This is a genomic window from Streptomyces sp. NPDC101219 (assembly GCF_044767675.1).
In the GTDB taxonomy this organism is placed as follows: domain Bacteria; phylum Actinomycetota; class Actinomycetes; order Streptomycetales; family Streptomycetaceae; genus Streptomyces.
Genome location: NZ_JBIWOK010000003.1, coordinates 316,023 through 329,065 on the forward strand (window position 1 = coordinate 316,023; position 13,043 = coordinate 329,065).

14 protein-coding genes, 1 tRNA gene and 1 pseudogene are annotated in these 13,043 nt (G+C 69.9%); 10 read left to right on the forward strand and 6 right to left on the reverse strand.

What is annotated here, in order from left to right; all coding sequences use genetic code 11:
• The first annotated feature begins 133 nt into the window (after positions 1 to 133).
• On the forward strand, positions 134 to 523 hold the full coding sequence (locus ACIRPP_RS07615) for a thiol-disulfide oxidoreductase DCC family protein (RefSeq protein WP_403638819.1): 390 nt from the start codon (positions 134 to 136) through the stop codon (positions 521 to 523).
• A gap of 178 nt (positions 524 to 701) precedes the next feature.
• Here the strand turns inward: ACIRPP_RS07615 and ACIRPP_RS07620 are convergent, their stop codons facing one another.
• Positions 702 to 1,028 carry a GYD domain-containing protein gene (locus ACIRPP_RS07620; protein WP_164337924.1) on the reverse strand — a complete coding sequence of 109 codons (327 nt, stop codon included), beginning with the start codon at positions 1,026 to 1,028 and terminating at the stop codon, positions 702 to 704.
• A gap of 798 nt (positions 1,029 to 1,826) precedes the next feature.
• Between ACIRPP_RS07620 and ACIRPP_RS07625 the strand changes: the two genes are divergently transcribed.
• Positions 1,827 to 2,114, forward strand: coding sequence for a hypothetical protein (locus ACIRPP_RS07625; RefSeq protein ID WP_403638821.1), 288 nt, complete (start codon positions 1,827 to 1,829; stop codon positions 2,112 to 2,114).
• Between the two features lie 134 nt (positions 2,115 to 2,248).
• Here ACIRPP_RS07625 and ACIRPP_RS07630 read toward each other — a convergent pair.
• Positions 2,249 to 2,623 (reverse strand): annotated as a pseudogene (locus ACIRPP_RS07630) (tetratricopeptide repeat protein); the annotation flags it as partial.
• 56 nt (positions 2,624 to 2,679) lie between these two features.
• Between ACIRPP_RS07630 and ACIRPP_RS07635 the strand changes: the two are divergent.
• A complete protein-coding gene (locus tag ACIRPP_RS07635) occupies positions 2,680 to 3,336 on the forward strand; it encodes a class I SAM-dependent methyltransferase (RefSeq protein ID WP_403638823.1) in 657 nt (218 codons plus the stop codon).
• A gap of 186 nt (positions 3,337 to 3,522) precedes the next feature.
• Here ACIRPP_RS07635 and ACIRPP_RS07640 read toward each other — a convergent pair whose 3' ends face one another.
• The gene (locus ACIRPP_RS07640) at positions 3,523 to 3,792 is read right to left on the reverse strand and encodes a hypothetical protein (protein ID WP_403638825.1); all 270 of its coding nucleotides are present in this window, start codon (positions 3,790 to 3,792) and stop codon (positions 3,523 to 3,525) included.
• Positions 3,789 to 4,103 carry a hypothetical protein gene (locus ACIRPP_RS07645; protein ID WP_403638827.1) on the reverse strand — a complete coding sequence of 105 codons (315 nt, stop codon included), beginning with the start codon at positions 4,101 to 4,103 and terminating at the stop codon, positions 3,789 to 3,791. The genes ACIRPP_RS07640 and ACIRPP_RS07645 overlap by 4 nt, the downstream gene beginning before the upstream one ends.
• 155 nt (positions 4,104 to 4,258) lie before the next feature.
• On the opposite strand from ACIRPP_RS07645, the gene ACIRPP_RS07650 reads away from it, so the two are divergent.
• The 6 genes from ACIRPP_RS07650 to ACIRPP_RS07675 all read left to right on the forward strand — a co-directional run bounded on the left by ACIRPP_RS07650 (position 4,259) and on the right by ACIRPP_RS07675 (position 10,274).
• Complete coding sequence (locus ACIRPP_RS07650) at positions 4,259 to 4,540, forward strand: GntR family transcriptional regulator (protein ID WP_403638829.1); 282 nt, start codon at positions 4,259 to 4,261, stop codon at positions 4,538 to 4,540.
• 18 nt (positions 4,541 to 4,558) lie between these two features.
• On the forward strand, positions 4,559 to 5,551 hold the full coding sequence (locus ACIRPP_RS07655; protein ID WP_403638830.1) for an AAA family ATPase: 993 nt from the start codon (positions 4,559 to 4,561) through the stop codon (positions 5,549 to 5,551).
• Positions 5,551 to 5,919, forward strand: a complete 369-nt coding sequence (locus ACIRPP_RS07660; protein ID WP_403638832.1) for a hypothetical protein — start codon at positions 5,551 to 5,553, stop codon at positions 5,917 to 5,919. The genes ACIRPP_RS07655 and ACIRPP_RS07660 overlap by 1 nt, the downstream gene beginning before the upstream one ends.
• 100 nt (positions 5,920 to 6,019) lie before the next feature.
• The gene (locus tag ACIRPP_RS07665) at positions 6,020 to 9,394 is read left to right on the forward strand and encodes a HelD family protein (RefSeq protein WP_403638834.1); all 3,375 of its coding nucleotides are present in this window, start codon (positions 6,020 to 6,022) and stop codon (positions 9,392 to 9,394) included.
• Between the two features lie 153 nt (positions 9,395 to 9,547).
• Positions 9,548 to 9,817: a type II toxin-antitoxin system Phd/YefM family antitoxin gene (locus ACIRPP_RS07670; RefSeq protein WP_403638836.1), complete on the forward strand. Its 270-nt coding sequence runs from the start codon at positions 9,548 to 9,550 to the stop codon at positions 9,815 to 9,817.
• Positions 9,807 to 10,274 (forward strand): type II toxin-antitoxin system VapC family toxin, encoded by a 468-nt coding sequence (locus ACIRPP_RS07675; RefSeq protein ID WP_403638838.1) that lies wholly within the window; start codon positions 9,807 to 9,809, stop codon positions 10,272 to 10,274. Before ACIRPP_RS07670 ends, ACIRPP_RS07675 begins: the two co-directional genes overlap by 11 nt.
• 102 nt (positions 10,275 to 10,376) lie before the next feature.
• Here ACIRPP_RS07675 and ACIRPP_RS07680 read toward each other — a convergent pair.
• Both ACIRPP_RS07680 and ACIRPP_RS07685 read right to left on the reverse strand, forming a co-directional pair.
• A tRNA-Arg gene (locus tag ACIRPP_RS07680) sits at positions 10,377 to 10,449 on the reverse strand.
• 168 nt (positions 10,450 to 10,617) lie between these two features.
• On the reverse strand, positions 10,618 to 11,934 hold the full coding sequence (locus ACIRPP_RS07685) for a M6 family metalloprotease domain-containing protein (RefSeq protein ID WP_403638840.1): 1,317 nt from the start codon (positions 11,932 to 11,934) through the stop codon (positions 10,618 to 10,620).
• A 305-nt stretch (positions 11,935 to 12,239) separates the two neighbouring features.
• Here ACIRPP_RS07685 and ACIRPP_RS07690 point away from each other — a divergent pair, with 305 nt between their 5' ends.
• On the forward strand, positions 12,240 to 12,884 hold the full coding sequence (locus ACIRPP_RS07690) for a TetR/AcrR family transcriptional regulator (protein WP_403638842.1): 645 nt from the start codon (positions 12,240 to 12,242) through the stop codon (positions 12,882 to 12,884).
• Positions 12,885 to 13,043 lie beyond the last annotated feature (159 nt).

Genomic DNA, 13,043 nt, shown 5'->3' on the forward strand with positions numbered 1-13,043 from the left:
TGACCTCCACACTCGCCGGCGAGCGCCCCGGCCACCGCCCCCGACGAACCCTTCACGCCGACGGCTCGGGACGAGGCCCGGCGCGACATAGGTCACACCCGCGTCGCCCCCGCCGGTGAGGCACGCTGGAGGCATGCGGACCCGACCGGTACTGGTCTACGACGGTGACTGCCGCTTCTGCACGTCGTCGGTCGCCTTCCTCCAACGCCTGCTGCGGGCGGACTGCACCACAACCCCTTGGCAGTACGCGGACCTGACCTCCCTCGGCACCACCGAGCAGCGGGCCACCTACGAAGCCCTGTGGATCACCCCCACCGGAACCGTGTACGGCGGAGCACAAGCGGTCGCCGAACTCCTGCTCCGAGCGGGCAAGGGCTGGGCCTTCCTGGGCGCCCTGCTCACCCTGCCGCCGGTGCGCCGGCTCGCCCACGGTGTGTACCGCCTCATCGCCGACAACCGAGACCGCCTGCCCGGCGGAACCGCAGCCTGCGCCCTCCCACCCGACCGACGGGGCCGACCGTAGCACGCCAGGAGAGTCCCAGCCCCGCCACCCCGGGATGCGTCGCTCCCCCGACTCCTCAGACCGCAACGGCCTCCACGCCCGCCGTATCGCCGATGGACGAACACGACCTCGAACCGACGTTCACGCCCGGCTCCGGTGCTCCCTCGGACGGCCGGGCGCTCTGACCGGAGGCCCAGCGCTATGCACCGGGAGCCCGGTACTGGACCTGTTCGGCTCGGCGCAGAGCCTCCAAGGTTTCGTCGACGGTCAGCAGCACAGTCGTCTCGAACGAGCTGAGTGCTCCTCCTCCGCTGATCGCCAGTGCGACCGAAGCCATGGACACGTTGTCCGGCGCCTCCCACAGGTTGTAGCCGTCGTGCGTGCCGAAGGCGTACCAGAAGCCGTGGAGTTTCCCACCCACGGACTCGATGTACGACCGAGCGGCCTGCGCCCGGTCCTCCGGACGGCTGATCAGCCTCGCCCACGTCTCCGGCGTATAGCTGAACCTCGTCAGGTAGAGCGGCATCGTGTCTCCTCCTCGTTTCCACCAGGGATGCCCCGCCGGGCCGCGCCCGCACCGGAGGCGCGCCCTGCGTTCCCCCGATCGGCCGGGAACGGGGACCGACACCGCCACAGCCGGCGGGTGCCGGCCAGGTACTCGGCTCAGGTGTGCCGTCGATCCATGTGAACCCCACGGTGCGAGAGTTGTTGGCGTTGCCTTGTCCGTCTGCGCCGTGGCCACGACGAGCCGATCGCGATCTGCACTGCCGTGTCCGTGATCACGGCGGTAGCTGTGTATGCGCACGCGGAGTCGCGAAAGGTGCATGGCCCGGTACGAGAGGGCTCCAGGGCTAGACCCAGTTCGCCCAACCGGACGTGAACTTGTATACGGCGCGCACTGCGTCCCGCCCTCGGCTCCCTGCCAGAAGCGCCACGCAGAGAGCGGCAACGAACAGAGCAGCGAAGGCCCCTCCGATGATCGCGCCTGTCCGGGGTGACCAGACCACTCCCACGAACACGCTTGCGATGACCACGATCACCAAGCCCCAGTGCGCAACGGGCAATTCCACGCGGAACAGGTTTCGCATGGCGCTATGCGATGCCCGCACGTCCGCGTTGTAGCGCTCTCTCGCCGCATCAGGATCGGCGTGCGACCCTTCCGGCCAATGCTGTTGCACCGACGTCCTCCGCCCGTCCCGCGTGCCATGAGCCTGGCTGCCGTCTCCTCCGGCGGAGCCCGCGCCCACGACCCGACGACGCCCACCGGAGACTCTTCCCATACGTCACGGCCCCACATGTCGGTGGCTTCGTCTACCTTCCCATCATGACGCTGAACGAAATCACTCGATCTGCGGTTCTGCAGGCCGTTGCGGAGTACGACCGGCTCGGCCGGGACGCGTTCCTGGAGCGATACGGGTTCGGACCGTCGCGCAGCTACCTGCTCGAGATCGACGGCAAGGAGTACGACTCGAAGGCCATCGTCGGGGCGGCACACGGCTATCTGCCCGGACGGGACCCTCTGCGACGCGACGAGTTCTCCGGCGGCAAGGACCATGCAGCCAAGCTGTTGAGCGACCTTGGATTTGACGTCGTGGTTCGCACGGCGGGCTGATCCCCGACGGCACCGGCACCACTGGCCTGGCGGCCACACCGGTGAGCGCTGAACCATCCGGCGACGTGACCGTCGCGAAATCCTCGGTCGCAGAGCAGCATGGCTCTGGCGATGCTGCTTCTGGAGGAAGCGGGTCAGGAAGCCGAACCGTCGAGGTCGAGGCGGATCACGGCGAGCGCCTCGGCGATCTCGACGGTCATCTCGTCCTCCGGGCCGAACACCATGCACATGTCCTGATGGAGTGGTTCGAGGACCTGCCGCGCCTCGGCGGTCCGGCCCTGGGCCAGCAGCAGCATCCCGATGTTGTGCCGCAGCTCCACGGCTTCCTCGCTCACGTCGCTGTCGACGGCCCGCACGACGTTCAGCACGCCCTGGAGCGCGGCGAGCGCGTCGGTGACCTGGCCGAGTTCGGCGCGGCAGCGGGCCGCCTGGGCGCGGCAGGCGCGGGCCTGCTCGCCGGTCGGCCCGGCGATACGGGCGTAGGCGTCGGCGAGGGCGTCGAACTCGGGTCCCTGTCCTCGGCCCACGGGAGGACAGGGGCCGCCCCTTGCGAAGAGGAATCGCCTTGCCCGCACAACACGACATCGCCGCCGAGACGGAGCTGTGGGACACCTACGCCGCTTCCGCCTTCAAGGACGACGCGGAGCCGAGCTTCTGCTGGACCCAGTACGCCGGTCACGGACCCGGACCAGAGCTACTGGGTAACCCGCGTTCCGCCCTGGAGATCGGCAGCGGCACCGGCCGCGCCCTCGCCTACCTCGCTGAACGTGGCATCACCGCTCGGGGCGTCGACCTGTCTCCCGTCATGGTCAGGAAGACCACCACGAAGTGGGCCGGGACCGGCGCGGAGTTCGTGTGCTCGGAGGTCCTGGAGTATCTGAGCGAGCACGAGGAGGTGTACGACGCGATCTACTCGATCTTCGGAGCCGTCTGGTTCACCGACCCGGGCCGTCTCCTCCCGCTCGTCCGACAGAGGCTCAAGCCCGGTGGCGTCATGGTCTTCTCCCAGCCTCCGGCCATCCCCGGCGCGTACGGGCCGCAGGGCATGTACAAGGGAGGCTTCGCCGGAAAGGCGATGTTCACCTACCGCTACAGCTACCGCCCGGCGGTATGGGAGCGCCTGCTCTCTCGGGCTGGGTTCCGCACAGCCGATGCCCGGATACTCGATGCCCCGCATCCCGGGCACATCGGAACGCTCCTCGCACGAGCAGTCGCACCGTGACCCTGGGCGGATCATCGCGGTCTCATCCGGGAGTGAGGCGGGCAGCCGAGCGCCACGCGTGCGAGAAGGGTGACGACCGGATACCGACCTGAGGTCAAGGAGCAGCGGTGGAGGCGGGTCAGCGGCACCCGGGACGAACCCCGGCACCGCTGACCCACCGGTCTCACGGTGGAATGCCCTACGCCGTCACTCCCTGTCCCTGTCGGCCGCCATGATGCCGACGCATTCCTCGAGCGCGGCATGCAACGGCGTGACGAAGGCGGCGAGCTCGGCGTCCGACGCCTTCTCCACCTCCAGCACGGCGCCGACGACCGTCACCAGGACTGCGGCGGCCTTCAGGGCCTGCGCGTCGGCCAGCTCCTCAAGACGGCCGCCGGGGTGGGTGACCGCCAGAGCATCCTTGCCGGTGACTGGGTCGAAGCCGAGACTGCGCAGACGCGGCGTGCTCGTGCTCATACGGCGACCTGCCACGGAACCCGAACGTAGTCCTGCCCCAGCGTCGCCAGGACCGCCGCCCGGCGCCGCTCGCGCTGAAGACGGCGCCTGTCACGTTCGTCCCGCTCGCGTTCCCATTCGACGACGTACGGCCGGACCAGGGGCATGCCGTCGGCGGTGATGACGTCCGCCGGATGCGGACACGTGATCGCGGGCGGGGGTTCCGGAGCGGGCGGGCAGGAGATGGGGGGCAGTGGCGGCGGCGCTGCGGCGCGATGGGCACCCCGGGCCGGCAGGAACAGGGCCAGAATCGCGGCCAGTAGGCTGCGCATAGGTCGACTCCTTGTCAGTCGGCTCAGCCCCGGCATGGAAGCTCTCACCCTTCCAGTCGGGGCGTTTCTTTGGGTCATTGTATCGCCTTGTATCGATACGTCGCGAGACGTATCTCAAAGAGCGTGCATCAGTCGGCTTGCCTAGCGTCAAGTCCATGGACCCTGATGCTGAGATCGACCATGGCGCGCCGCTGACCCCGTACCGACAACTGGCCGAGATCCTGCGTGGGCAGATTCAGCGCGGTGACTGGCAGCCCGGGCGGATGCTGCCAAGTGAGGCTCAGCTTGTGCAGCGTTACGGGATCGCGCGTACGACCGTGCGGCGGGGGCTCGGCCTGCTGGCCGACGAAGGCTGGGTGTACGCCGTGCCCCAGCGGGGTTGGTTCGTCGCCGACACCCTGCCGCCCTCGCCCGAAACTCCCGCCCCCTCGGCATAGCCAAGCCCGGTCGGGCCGATGCGGCGCCGCTACTTCACGTCTTTGGCCAGGACGGCGACGGCAACCCTGCCCACCACCCTCGTTGCGAGAGCCTGGATCAAGGCGCTGGCCGCCGAGTTGCGGGAACAGCGCATGGAAGGCTTCGCCGACCAGTCGCAGCTCATCTGGGAGCGGCTCCGCCAGGAGAGCAACATCGATCTCAAGGCCGTGAGCCTGAAGGGCAGTGAGAAGGCCGACGTCCGCAAGCTCGTCATGGATGTCACCGTCGACGGCCAGGAGGCCTCGGCTCTCGGCGTCATGAGTCAGGGTGAGCAGCACTCCCTCGCCCTGTCCCTGTTCCTGCCTCGGGCCGCCACCGCCGACAGCCCGTTCGGCTTCATCGTCATCGACGACCCCGTGCAGTCCATGGACCCCGCCAAGGTCAACGGACTCGCCCAGGTCCTGCACGAGCTCGGCGAGCACCGACAGGTTGTCGTGTTCACCCACGACACCCGGCTCCAGCGGGCGTTCACCAGCCAGGATCTGCCCGTGACGGTCTTCGAGGTCGAGCGTGCCGAGTCGTCCAAGGTGAAGGTCAAGCCGGTGACAGACCCGGTACGGCAGGCACTGGACGACGCGCGGGCCCTCGCCAGTACCAGTTATCTGCCGTCAGCGGCACGGACCCACGTGCTGCCCGGCCTGTGTCGTTTCGCCAAGGAGAACGCCTTCCTCGAAGCCGCCTGGATCCGGCATCACCGCTCCGGCGCGCCCGAGGACGAGCTGCAGGCCGCCGTCGGCAGCGCCGACAAGCTCATGAAGGTCGCGGCGCTGGCCCTGTTCGGCGACGCCGGCCGGACCGGCGACGTCTACCGGGAACTGCGCACCCTGTGCGGACCGCGTGCGGTGGACCTCCTCAAGGAGTGCCAGAACGGCGCCCACGCCACGGGAGCGCAGATCACCGATCCCCACCGCTTCGTGGACGACATCGAGATCATGGCGCAGAAGGTGCGCAAGCCGGGGGTGACCGTGTGATGAGCACTCCCGCCACCTCGGTCGAGGAGCTCCTGCTGACGGCCGATCAGCTGCCTGTCGCCCGTACGGGGGCCACGGCTGCCGGCCGGCACCGTGGAGCCTCCCTCGCTCTGCGGACCGCCCTGGAGCTCTCCATCGACCGTGTGCTCGACGCCGCGGTGCCAGGACTCGCCGACACCAGGATGCGGGCAAAGATGCCGTGCCTCCACTGCTACACCGCGGTGGAGACCGCTCGCGGCACCAACGTCGTCTGGTCGCATCTCTGCCTGGGATGCCACTACCACCAGTACGAGATCGGCCCCGCGCACGACCAGGTTCGCGCCTGGCGGGCGGAGGTCGGCGAGCTGGTCGGGACGTTGACCATCTGACTGTTTGTTACCGGCAGGTCTCTGATAGTTATTTCGACGGGGGCCGGGCGTATGCCCGTCGCAGCGTCCTCCGGGTGCTGCAAGGGGAGGGGACATGTACATGGGCACCACCACGCGCGAAGAGATCATCGCCGTCGAGCAGAAGGCGGTGGACCGTGCCTACGACTGCTATGCCGCGCGGCTGGCCGAAATGACCGGGGGCTCGGTCGCCCTGGCCTCCGCGAGCGGCAAGGACAGTGTCGCCAACCGTCTCGCGGCCGAGGAGCAAGCCGCGGCGTACGGGGGTCTCGGCAACGCATCGCTGGTCATCAGCCGCGTGGACGTGCAGGAGGGCCCCGGTGGGGAGCCCGAGACCTTTTACATCGGCCGGCGTGCCGTGTCCGACGTCCGCACCCGCGACACCGTCGTCGTGGAGTGGACCAACGCGCTCGCGAAGCAGTGGCTCGACGCGCTGCCGGACGCTCCGGGAGAGGTGGTGCTGCGGCGGCGGCTGCACTGCGCGCAGCGCGTCGTCGAGGGCTATGCCGACGACATCTCCGTCGCCGTCCCTGCCCCGCGGCCGGCCGCGGACGACGCCGATCCGGCGTCATCGTCGGCGGACCCGGCCACCGATGCACAGCGGCAGCACGGGACACCGCCGCGCGCGCTCACCCCCGCCGACGTCACCCGCCTCCATCGCCAAAGGCCCCCACAGCCCGACGACTTCCTCCTGCGCGAGCTTCAGCGTTCGCGCAGCGGCAGCATGAGGGACATCGTCGAGACCATCCGCCGCGACCAGATGGCCCTGGTCACCGGCTCGCCCTCCGACATCCTCGTGGTGCAGGGCGGCCCGGGTACCGGCAAGTCGGCGGTCGGCCTGCACCGCGTGACCTGGCTCGTCAACAACGGGCACTTCAAAGCCCAGGACGTCCTCGTCGTCGGCCCCCATCAGCGGTTCCTGGAGTACGTGAGCCAGGTGCTGCCGACGCTCGGCACCCGGAACGTCAACGCCGTACAGGTGACGCGCCTGTGGGACGGCGAGATCCTCGGCACCGACACCCCCGCGGCGCGGATGGTGAAGTCCGACGAACGCATGGCCGCCGTCCTGCGGCGGCGCGTCGAGATCGAGTGCCGTCCCGAGGCCGTCGACGAGTTCACCACCACTGCCTCTTACGAGGGTGCCGAACCGGAGCTCACCGTCACCGTCGGCAGCACGACCCTGCGCGTCGCGCGCTCCGAGATGCTTTCGCTCCTCGAAGACGTGCGCCAAGGCGACGGCTCCTACCGTGAGCGCCGCGACCGCTTCCGCGGGCTGCTCGTCGACCGCTTGCTGCGGGAACTCGTCGCCGTCGCCCCTCGCCGCAGCCGCGACGACACGATCCGCCGCGACCTGGAACGCAACCGCCAGGTCGAGCGCCTCATCGAACGTGTCTGGCCTTCGCCCGGCGCCAGGGAAGCCCTCCGCACCCTCTACGACTCCGAAGACCTCCTGCGCACCTGCGCCGAGGGCATTCTCGAGGCCGCGGAGCAGGCCGCTCTGCGTCGCCCTCGAGCCGACACGGCTGACGCCGATCCCTGGACGCTCGACGACCGGGTCTGCCTCGAGGAACTGCGGTACCTCATCACCGGGGAGACCCCGCAGCGGTACGGGCACATCGTGGTCGACGAGGCACAGGACCTGACGCCCATGCAGGCCCGCTCCCTGCGCCGGCGCTCCGCCGCGCAGGGCTCCATGACCGTCCTCGGCGACCTCGCCCAGGCCACCGGCCCCCACACCCACACCGACTGGGACCGCCTCGGCACCCTCCTGTCCGACCACGGCGACTGGCGCGTGGCCGAGTTGAACACGAGCTACCGCGTGCCCGCCGAGATCATGGAGTTCGTCGCCCCGCTGGCCCGTACCGTCGCCCCCACGCTGACGTACCCGCAGGCCGTGCGTGCGGCAGGAGAGGAGGCCGTACGGACGGTCGCGACGGAGCCGTGGAAGCTCCTCGACGACACCGTGGCCCATGCCACCCGTCTCGTCGGCACCAGCGACGGACACACCCTGCGCTCCGTGGCGGTCATCGTCCCCGACGACTCCGGCTGGCTCGACGAGATCAGCCGCCAGCTGGACCTGGCCGAGGGCATCACCGAGCAGGGACGGGAGACGGTGTCCGTGCTGGCCGCCGCCCAGGCCAAGGGCATGGAGTACGACCACGTCCTCGTCGTCGAACCCGCCGTCATCGCCGACCGGGGCCCGGCCGGACTGCGCCAGCTGTACGTCGCGCTCACCCGCAGCACCCAGAGCCTGACCGTCCTGCACACGTCCCCGCTCCCGGAGGCCCTCACGAACACTGACGGCGGCGGTACCGAACCAGCACCCACCGAAGGCGAACCAGACATGGCAGACGCTGACGTCCCCGACATCGGTACAGACGTCCGAGTCCGGGTGACCGGCCGGGCACCCGGTGGCCGGTACCGGGTCAAGGCCCTGTCGCCCGCGTTCGACGTCCCTCTGGTCCTGACCGTCCGCCACGGCTCGGTACCCCCGCGCCCTGGCGCGGTACTGGACTGCTGGGTGTTCGCTCACGAGACGAACCACTGCCTGCTCACCGCGGACCGGCGTGGCCGCCAGCCCATCTCGCCGAGAATGGCGGAACGCTACCTGGCGGCGCTCAGCGTTCTCGACGAACTGACCAACGGTGACGGAAGCGTTCCGGAGAACGCCCGTGATCGTCTGTCCGAGCTCAAGGGCATGGCCAACCGCGTCCTCCGCCGCGACCAGGCGGACTGGGTGGACGTGCGTCGCGTGCTCGGATTCCCGGACAAGCACCGCCTCAGCCTCCTGCGCGACCTCGCGGCACACACCAACCGCATGCTCAAGGACGGCGACCTGGACCTGAACCGCCTCCGGACGGACCTGGCACGCGCCGGCTGGGCCCAGGCCCTGTGCGAAGCCCGGGAGGCGCTCCAGCGCCGTGTCGCCACCGGCGAACCCGAAACCCACGACGCACCCTCCACCGCTGAACAGCAGTCCGAGCAGAAGGAAACCGAGCCCGTGACCCCCGCCGACCTGCCCGCCACGCCCGCGCCAGCGCAGGGGCTTCTGCACTCGCTGGAGAGCGCGGCGACCGCCGACCGCACGTGCAGAAAGCACGAGGCGGTACGGCACGCTCTCAAGGCCGCCCTGCTCTGGGAGGACCTGCAGCCGACCGACTCCCCGGTCGTCGACGTCAGCCGGATCGCGGACGACGGGCACTTCCTCTACGAGGTCCTCGGTGCCGGCCGCTCCACCTACGCCGACCTCCGCGCTGGAGCCACCCGTCTCCTGGAGATCAATCACACCCTGCCCGCTCCTGCCGACCGCCTCTACCTGGTGCTCTCCGAACCGCCCGCCGAGGACTGGTCGGCCGACACCGTGTTCGGTGTCTTCGGGGTTCAGGTCCTGTGGCGCACCCCCGGCAGTTGGGGCGGCCACGACGCGGAATCCGCCCTGGGCTCCGCAGAGGCGTGACCACTCTCGACAGAAGGGCGATTCTCCCGTGCTCGCTCGTGCGCTCCTTGGGTGCGTGAAGCGGAGCCAGAGCCCTATGGCCCGGAGCTCTGTCGGCGCAAGCCTTCGGGCATCATGTGTCACCTGGTAGCACCCGGTGCTACCTTGGTTGGTATGAGCGTTCAGCCCGAAATCACCCAACGGGATCTACGCAGCCGGTCCCGAGAGATCATGGATGCCATACAGGGCGGTCAGTCGTTCACCGTCACCCGCGACGGACATCCGATCGGACAGCTCGTCCCGCTGCGTGGACGCCGCCGGTTCGTCTCCCGCCAGGAGTTCGCCGCGATGTCCAGGACCGCTCCCGGCATCGACCTTGACAGGTTCCGCGCCGATCAGGACGCCACGGCCGACACCTACCCGGACGATCCCTATGACCGCTGACCGCTCGACGCATCACCAGGGCCTCCTCGACACCAACATCATGATTCTGCGCCGCTGGGTGGCACCCGAGGAGCTACCGGACGAAATGGCGATCACCGCCATCACCCTGGCCGAGTTGTCCGCCGGTCCGCACGAGGTCCGTCGCAACGACGAACAGAGCAGCTACGACGAACACGCCGAACGCGCCCGTAGGCTCGACGTCCTGCAGCGCGCCGAGAACGAATTCGACCCCATCCCCTTCGATGCCGAAGCGGCCCGCATCTACGGCCGTATCTGTGCCGCAGTGATCAGCGCCGGCCGCAAGCCACGCCGCCGGGTGGCCGACCTGATGATCGCTGCCATCGCAGTGGCGGAGAACCTTCCCCTCTTCACCACCAACCCCGAAGACTTCAAAGGGCTGGACGACCTCCTCACCGTCGTGCCGGTCACCCGCCCGAGGGTGCCCCACGGAGGCTGACGGCGGGGCACTGGTGCGGTGGGAGCGCACCGGGGCACGGATGTGATCACGCAGCAGGGCCGGTTCGAGGGATCAAGCCTTTCGAACCGGCCCTGTGCCGTGTGCCCCCGGCAGGATTCGAACCTGCGACACCCGCTTTAGGAGAGCGGTGCTCTATCCCCTGAGCTACGAAGGCATCCGGGCCGTGTGCGTCGGCCCTGTGGTCCCGCGGGACCACAGGCGTCAGGGTACCGGATCGGAGTCGGCGGGTGGGCCGGTCGGGGCCCGGGGCGGGGGCTGCGACCGGCGCCCGCGGAGGTTCCGGGAGCGGCGCGGCTGGTTCTTGTCGGAGCCGGGGCCGAGGTCAGCCGCGGGTGACGCGGATGCGGTAGGTGGGGGTGCCGCTGCCGGAGTCGTCGGAGGCGTCGGCTCGGGTGGCCTCGACGACGGTGATGCGGATGCCTTCGTGGCGGTCGACGAAGCTCTCGCCGGGGGTGAAGGGGGCGTCGGAGAGTTCGGCGTGGACGTTGGGGCTGCGGGTGCAGCCTCCGCTGTCGCGGCGGGAGTCGTAGACGGTGATGGGGCCCATGCCGGTGTCCACGTCGGCGTCGACCTTGTAGATGAGGACGCCGGGGCGGCAGACGGCCTCGTCGTTGCCGGCCTGGGTGCGGACCTCGACGGCGTAGCCGGACTGTTCGTCGAGGGGGAGGAAGGCGAGTTTCGGGCCGCCGGTGTCGGCGAGAGGGGTGAGGGTGTAGTCCCGGGTGCCGGGGGCCGCCGCGCAGTGCACCTGGTCGGTGTCCAGCCAGCCGAGTTTCCACTTGTGCCAGGCGAGCAGGTCGTTGTTGGCGCCCCAGTCCTCGCTCATGATGTCCCAGTGGCCGACGGCGCCGCCGCCCTCGGCGGTGTAGAGGTCGGGCAGGCCGAAGACGTGGCCGTTCTCGTGGGGCAGGACCCGGTACCCGGTGCTGTCGTAGGAGCCGGAGCCGTCGTCCTGGCGGGAGTAGACGAAGGAGGCGTTGGCGACGGGGACGCCGTCGGCGGTGGGGGCCTCGGTGTTGCCGGCGAAGGTCACGGACAGGACGGTGTCCAGGGCGGAGGGGCCGGCGTTCGGGGTGACCAGGACGTTCACCATGTCGTACGCCCTGAAGTCCACGCGGGGGTCCGCCGCTTCGACGATGTCGCGCACCAGCCGCCGGTACCCGGGGTCGAAGGGGGCGCCGCGTTCTATGCCGTAGGCGCGGAACGACTTGGGCATGCGCAGCCAGTCGGGGATGGGGATGTCGGAGCGGTAGTCGAGGCGGCCGTAGGAGCTGGTGCGGAACCATTCCTGGGTGCGCGGGAAGAACTCGCGGTAGCGGTCCAGGGCGTCTCCCTCACCGACGGCGTCGGAGAAGTCGATCATCAGGGTGAGGGCGCGGACGGTGCCGGTGGAGCGGGCGTATCCGGGGCCCGTCGGCATGCCCTCGGACATCTGGACGGCGCCGGCGCTGCTGATCAGGCACGGGCCGTGGGCGGAGGAGGGGGAGGGGGCGCTCGGTCCGGCGCCCGCGCCGGAGGTGCCGGGGGAGAGGCTGCCGTTGCCGGCCGAGGTGCCGACGGCGAGGGTCAGGGCGGTGACGGATGCCAGGGCGGCCAGGCGGCGCGGCGATATACGTCGGCTGCTCGGCTGCGGCTGCATGCAGGACCTCCGTTCCACATGGCAGCCGCCGGTTTCCGACTGCACCCTCCCGATCACCCTGCGTCGTGGGGTGCGCGGGCGCCCGTCGGCAGGGCCGATTGTGTGTTTTTCGAGGTCAGGGGGTGCCAAGGGGGCCATTCGGGGGAGTGCGGGGGCATGGCACGGCAATGTGAGTCAGGTCACAGAAAAAGAGTTCCCGGGCGGGAAATAACCGGGGAGCGTTTCCCCGTTTAGACCTGTGTTCGCGTGAAACGGGGAGTCACTCCCCGGATCGTGACGCCGGACCCGACTGTCAGGAGTACATCGTGCAGACCGCCCACCCAGTGCAGCGCAAGGTGCCCAGGCCGCGTGCCGACGCCGTGCGCAACCGGGAGCGGATCGTCGCCGCCGCCCGGGAGATGCTCGTCGAGTTCGGTGCGGACGTGCCGCTCGACGACGTCGCCCGCCGGGCCGGCGTCGGCAACGCCACGGTGTACCGCAACTTCCCCGACCGCGACGCGCTCGTGCGCGAGGTCGTCTGCTCCGTGATGGACCGTACGGCGCAGGCGGCCGAGCAGATGCTCGCCGAGACCGGGGATGCCTTCGAGGCACTGGAGCGTTTCGCGCACACCTCCGCCGACGAGCGGATCAGTGCGCTGTGCCCGGTCATCTCGAGCACCTTCGACCAGCACCACCCCGACCTGGAGGACGCGCGCCGCCGCGTCGAGGACCTCGTCGCACAGCTCATGGACCGCGCCAAGGCGGCCGGGCAGCTCCGTGCGGACGTGGAGTTCGGCGATCTGCTGGTCGGCATCGCGCAGTTGAGCCGGCCCCCGGCCGGTACGGCCTGTATGCATGCCGACCGTTTCGTCCACCGCCATCTGCAGCTGTTCCTGGACGGGATGCGGGCGCCCGCGCCCAGTCCCCTGCCGGGCACGGCCGTGACCGTGGAGGAGCTGCGCGCTCCCTGAGTCGTCGCCAGTGACCCCGACCCCAGACCCACTCCGTCCGAGTCGTTCCGAGGAGTTCACCCGGGCCGTCCCACCGCAGCAGGTGTGAGGCCCCCTCCCCATCTTTCCGCCGTCGTCCGACGGCACCGCCCCGCGGCCGTCCCGGTGCCCTGAAGCCCG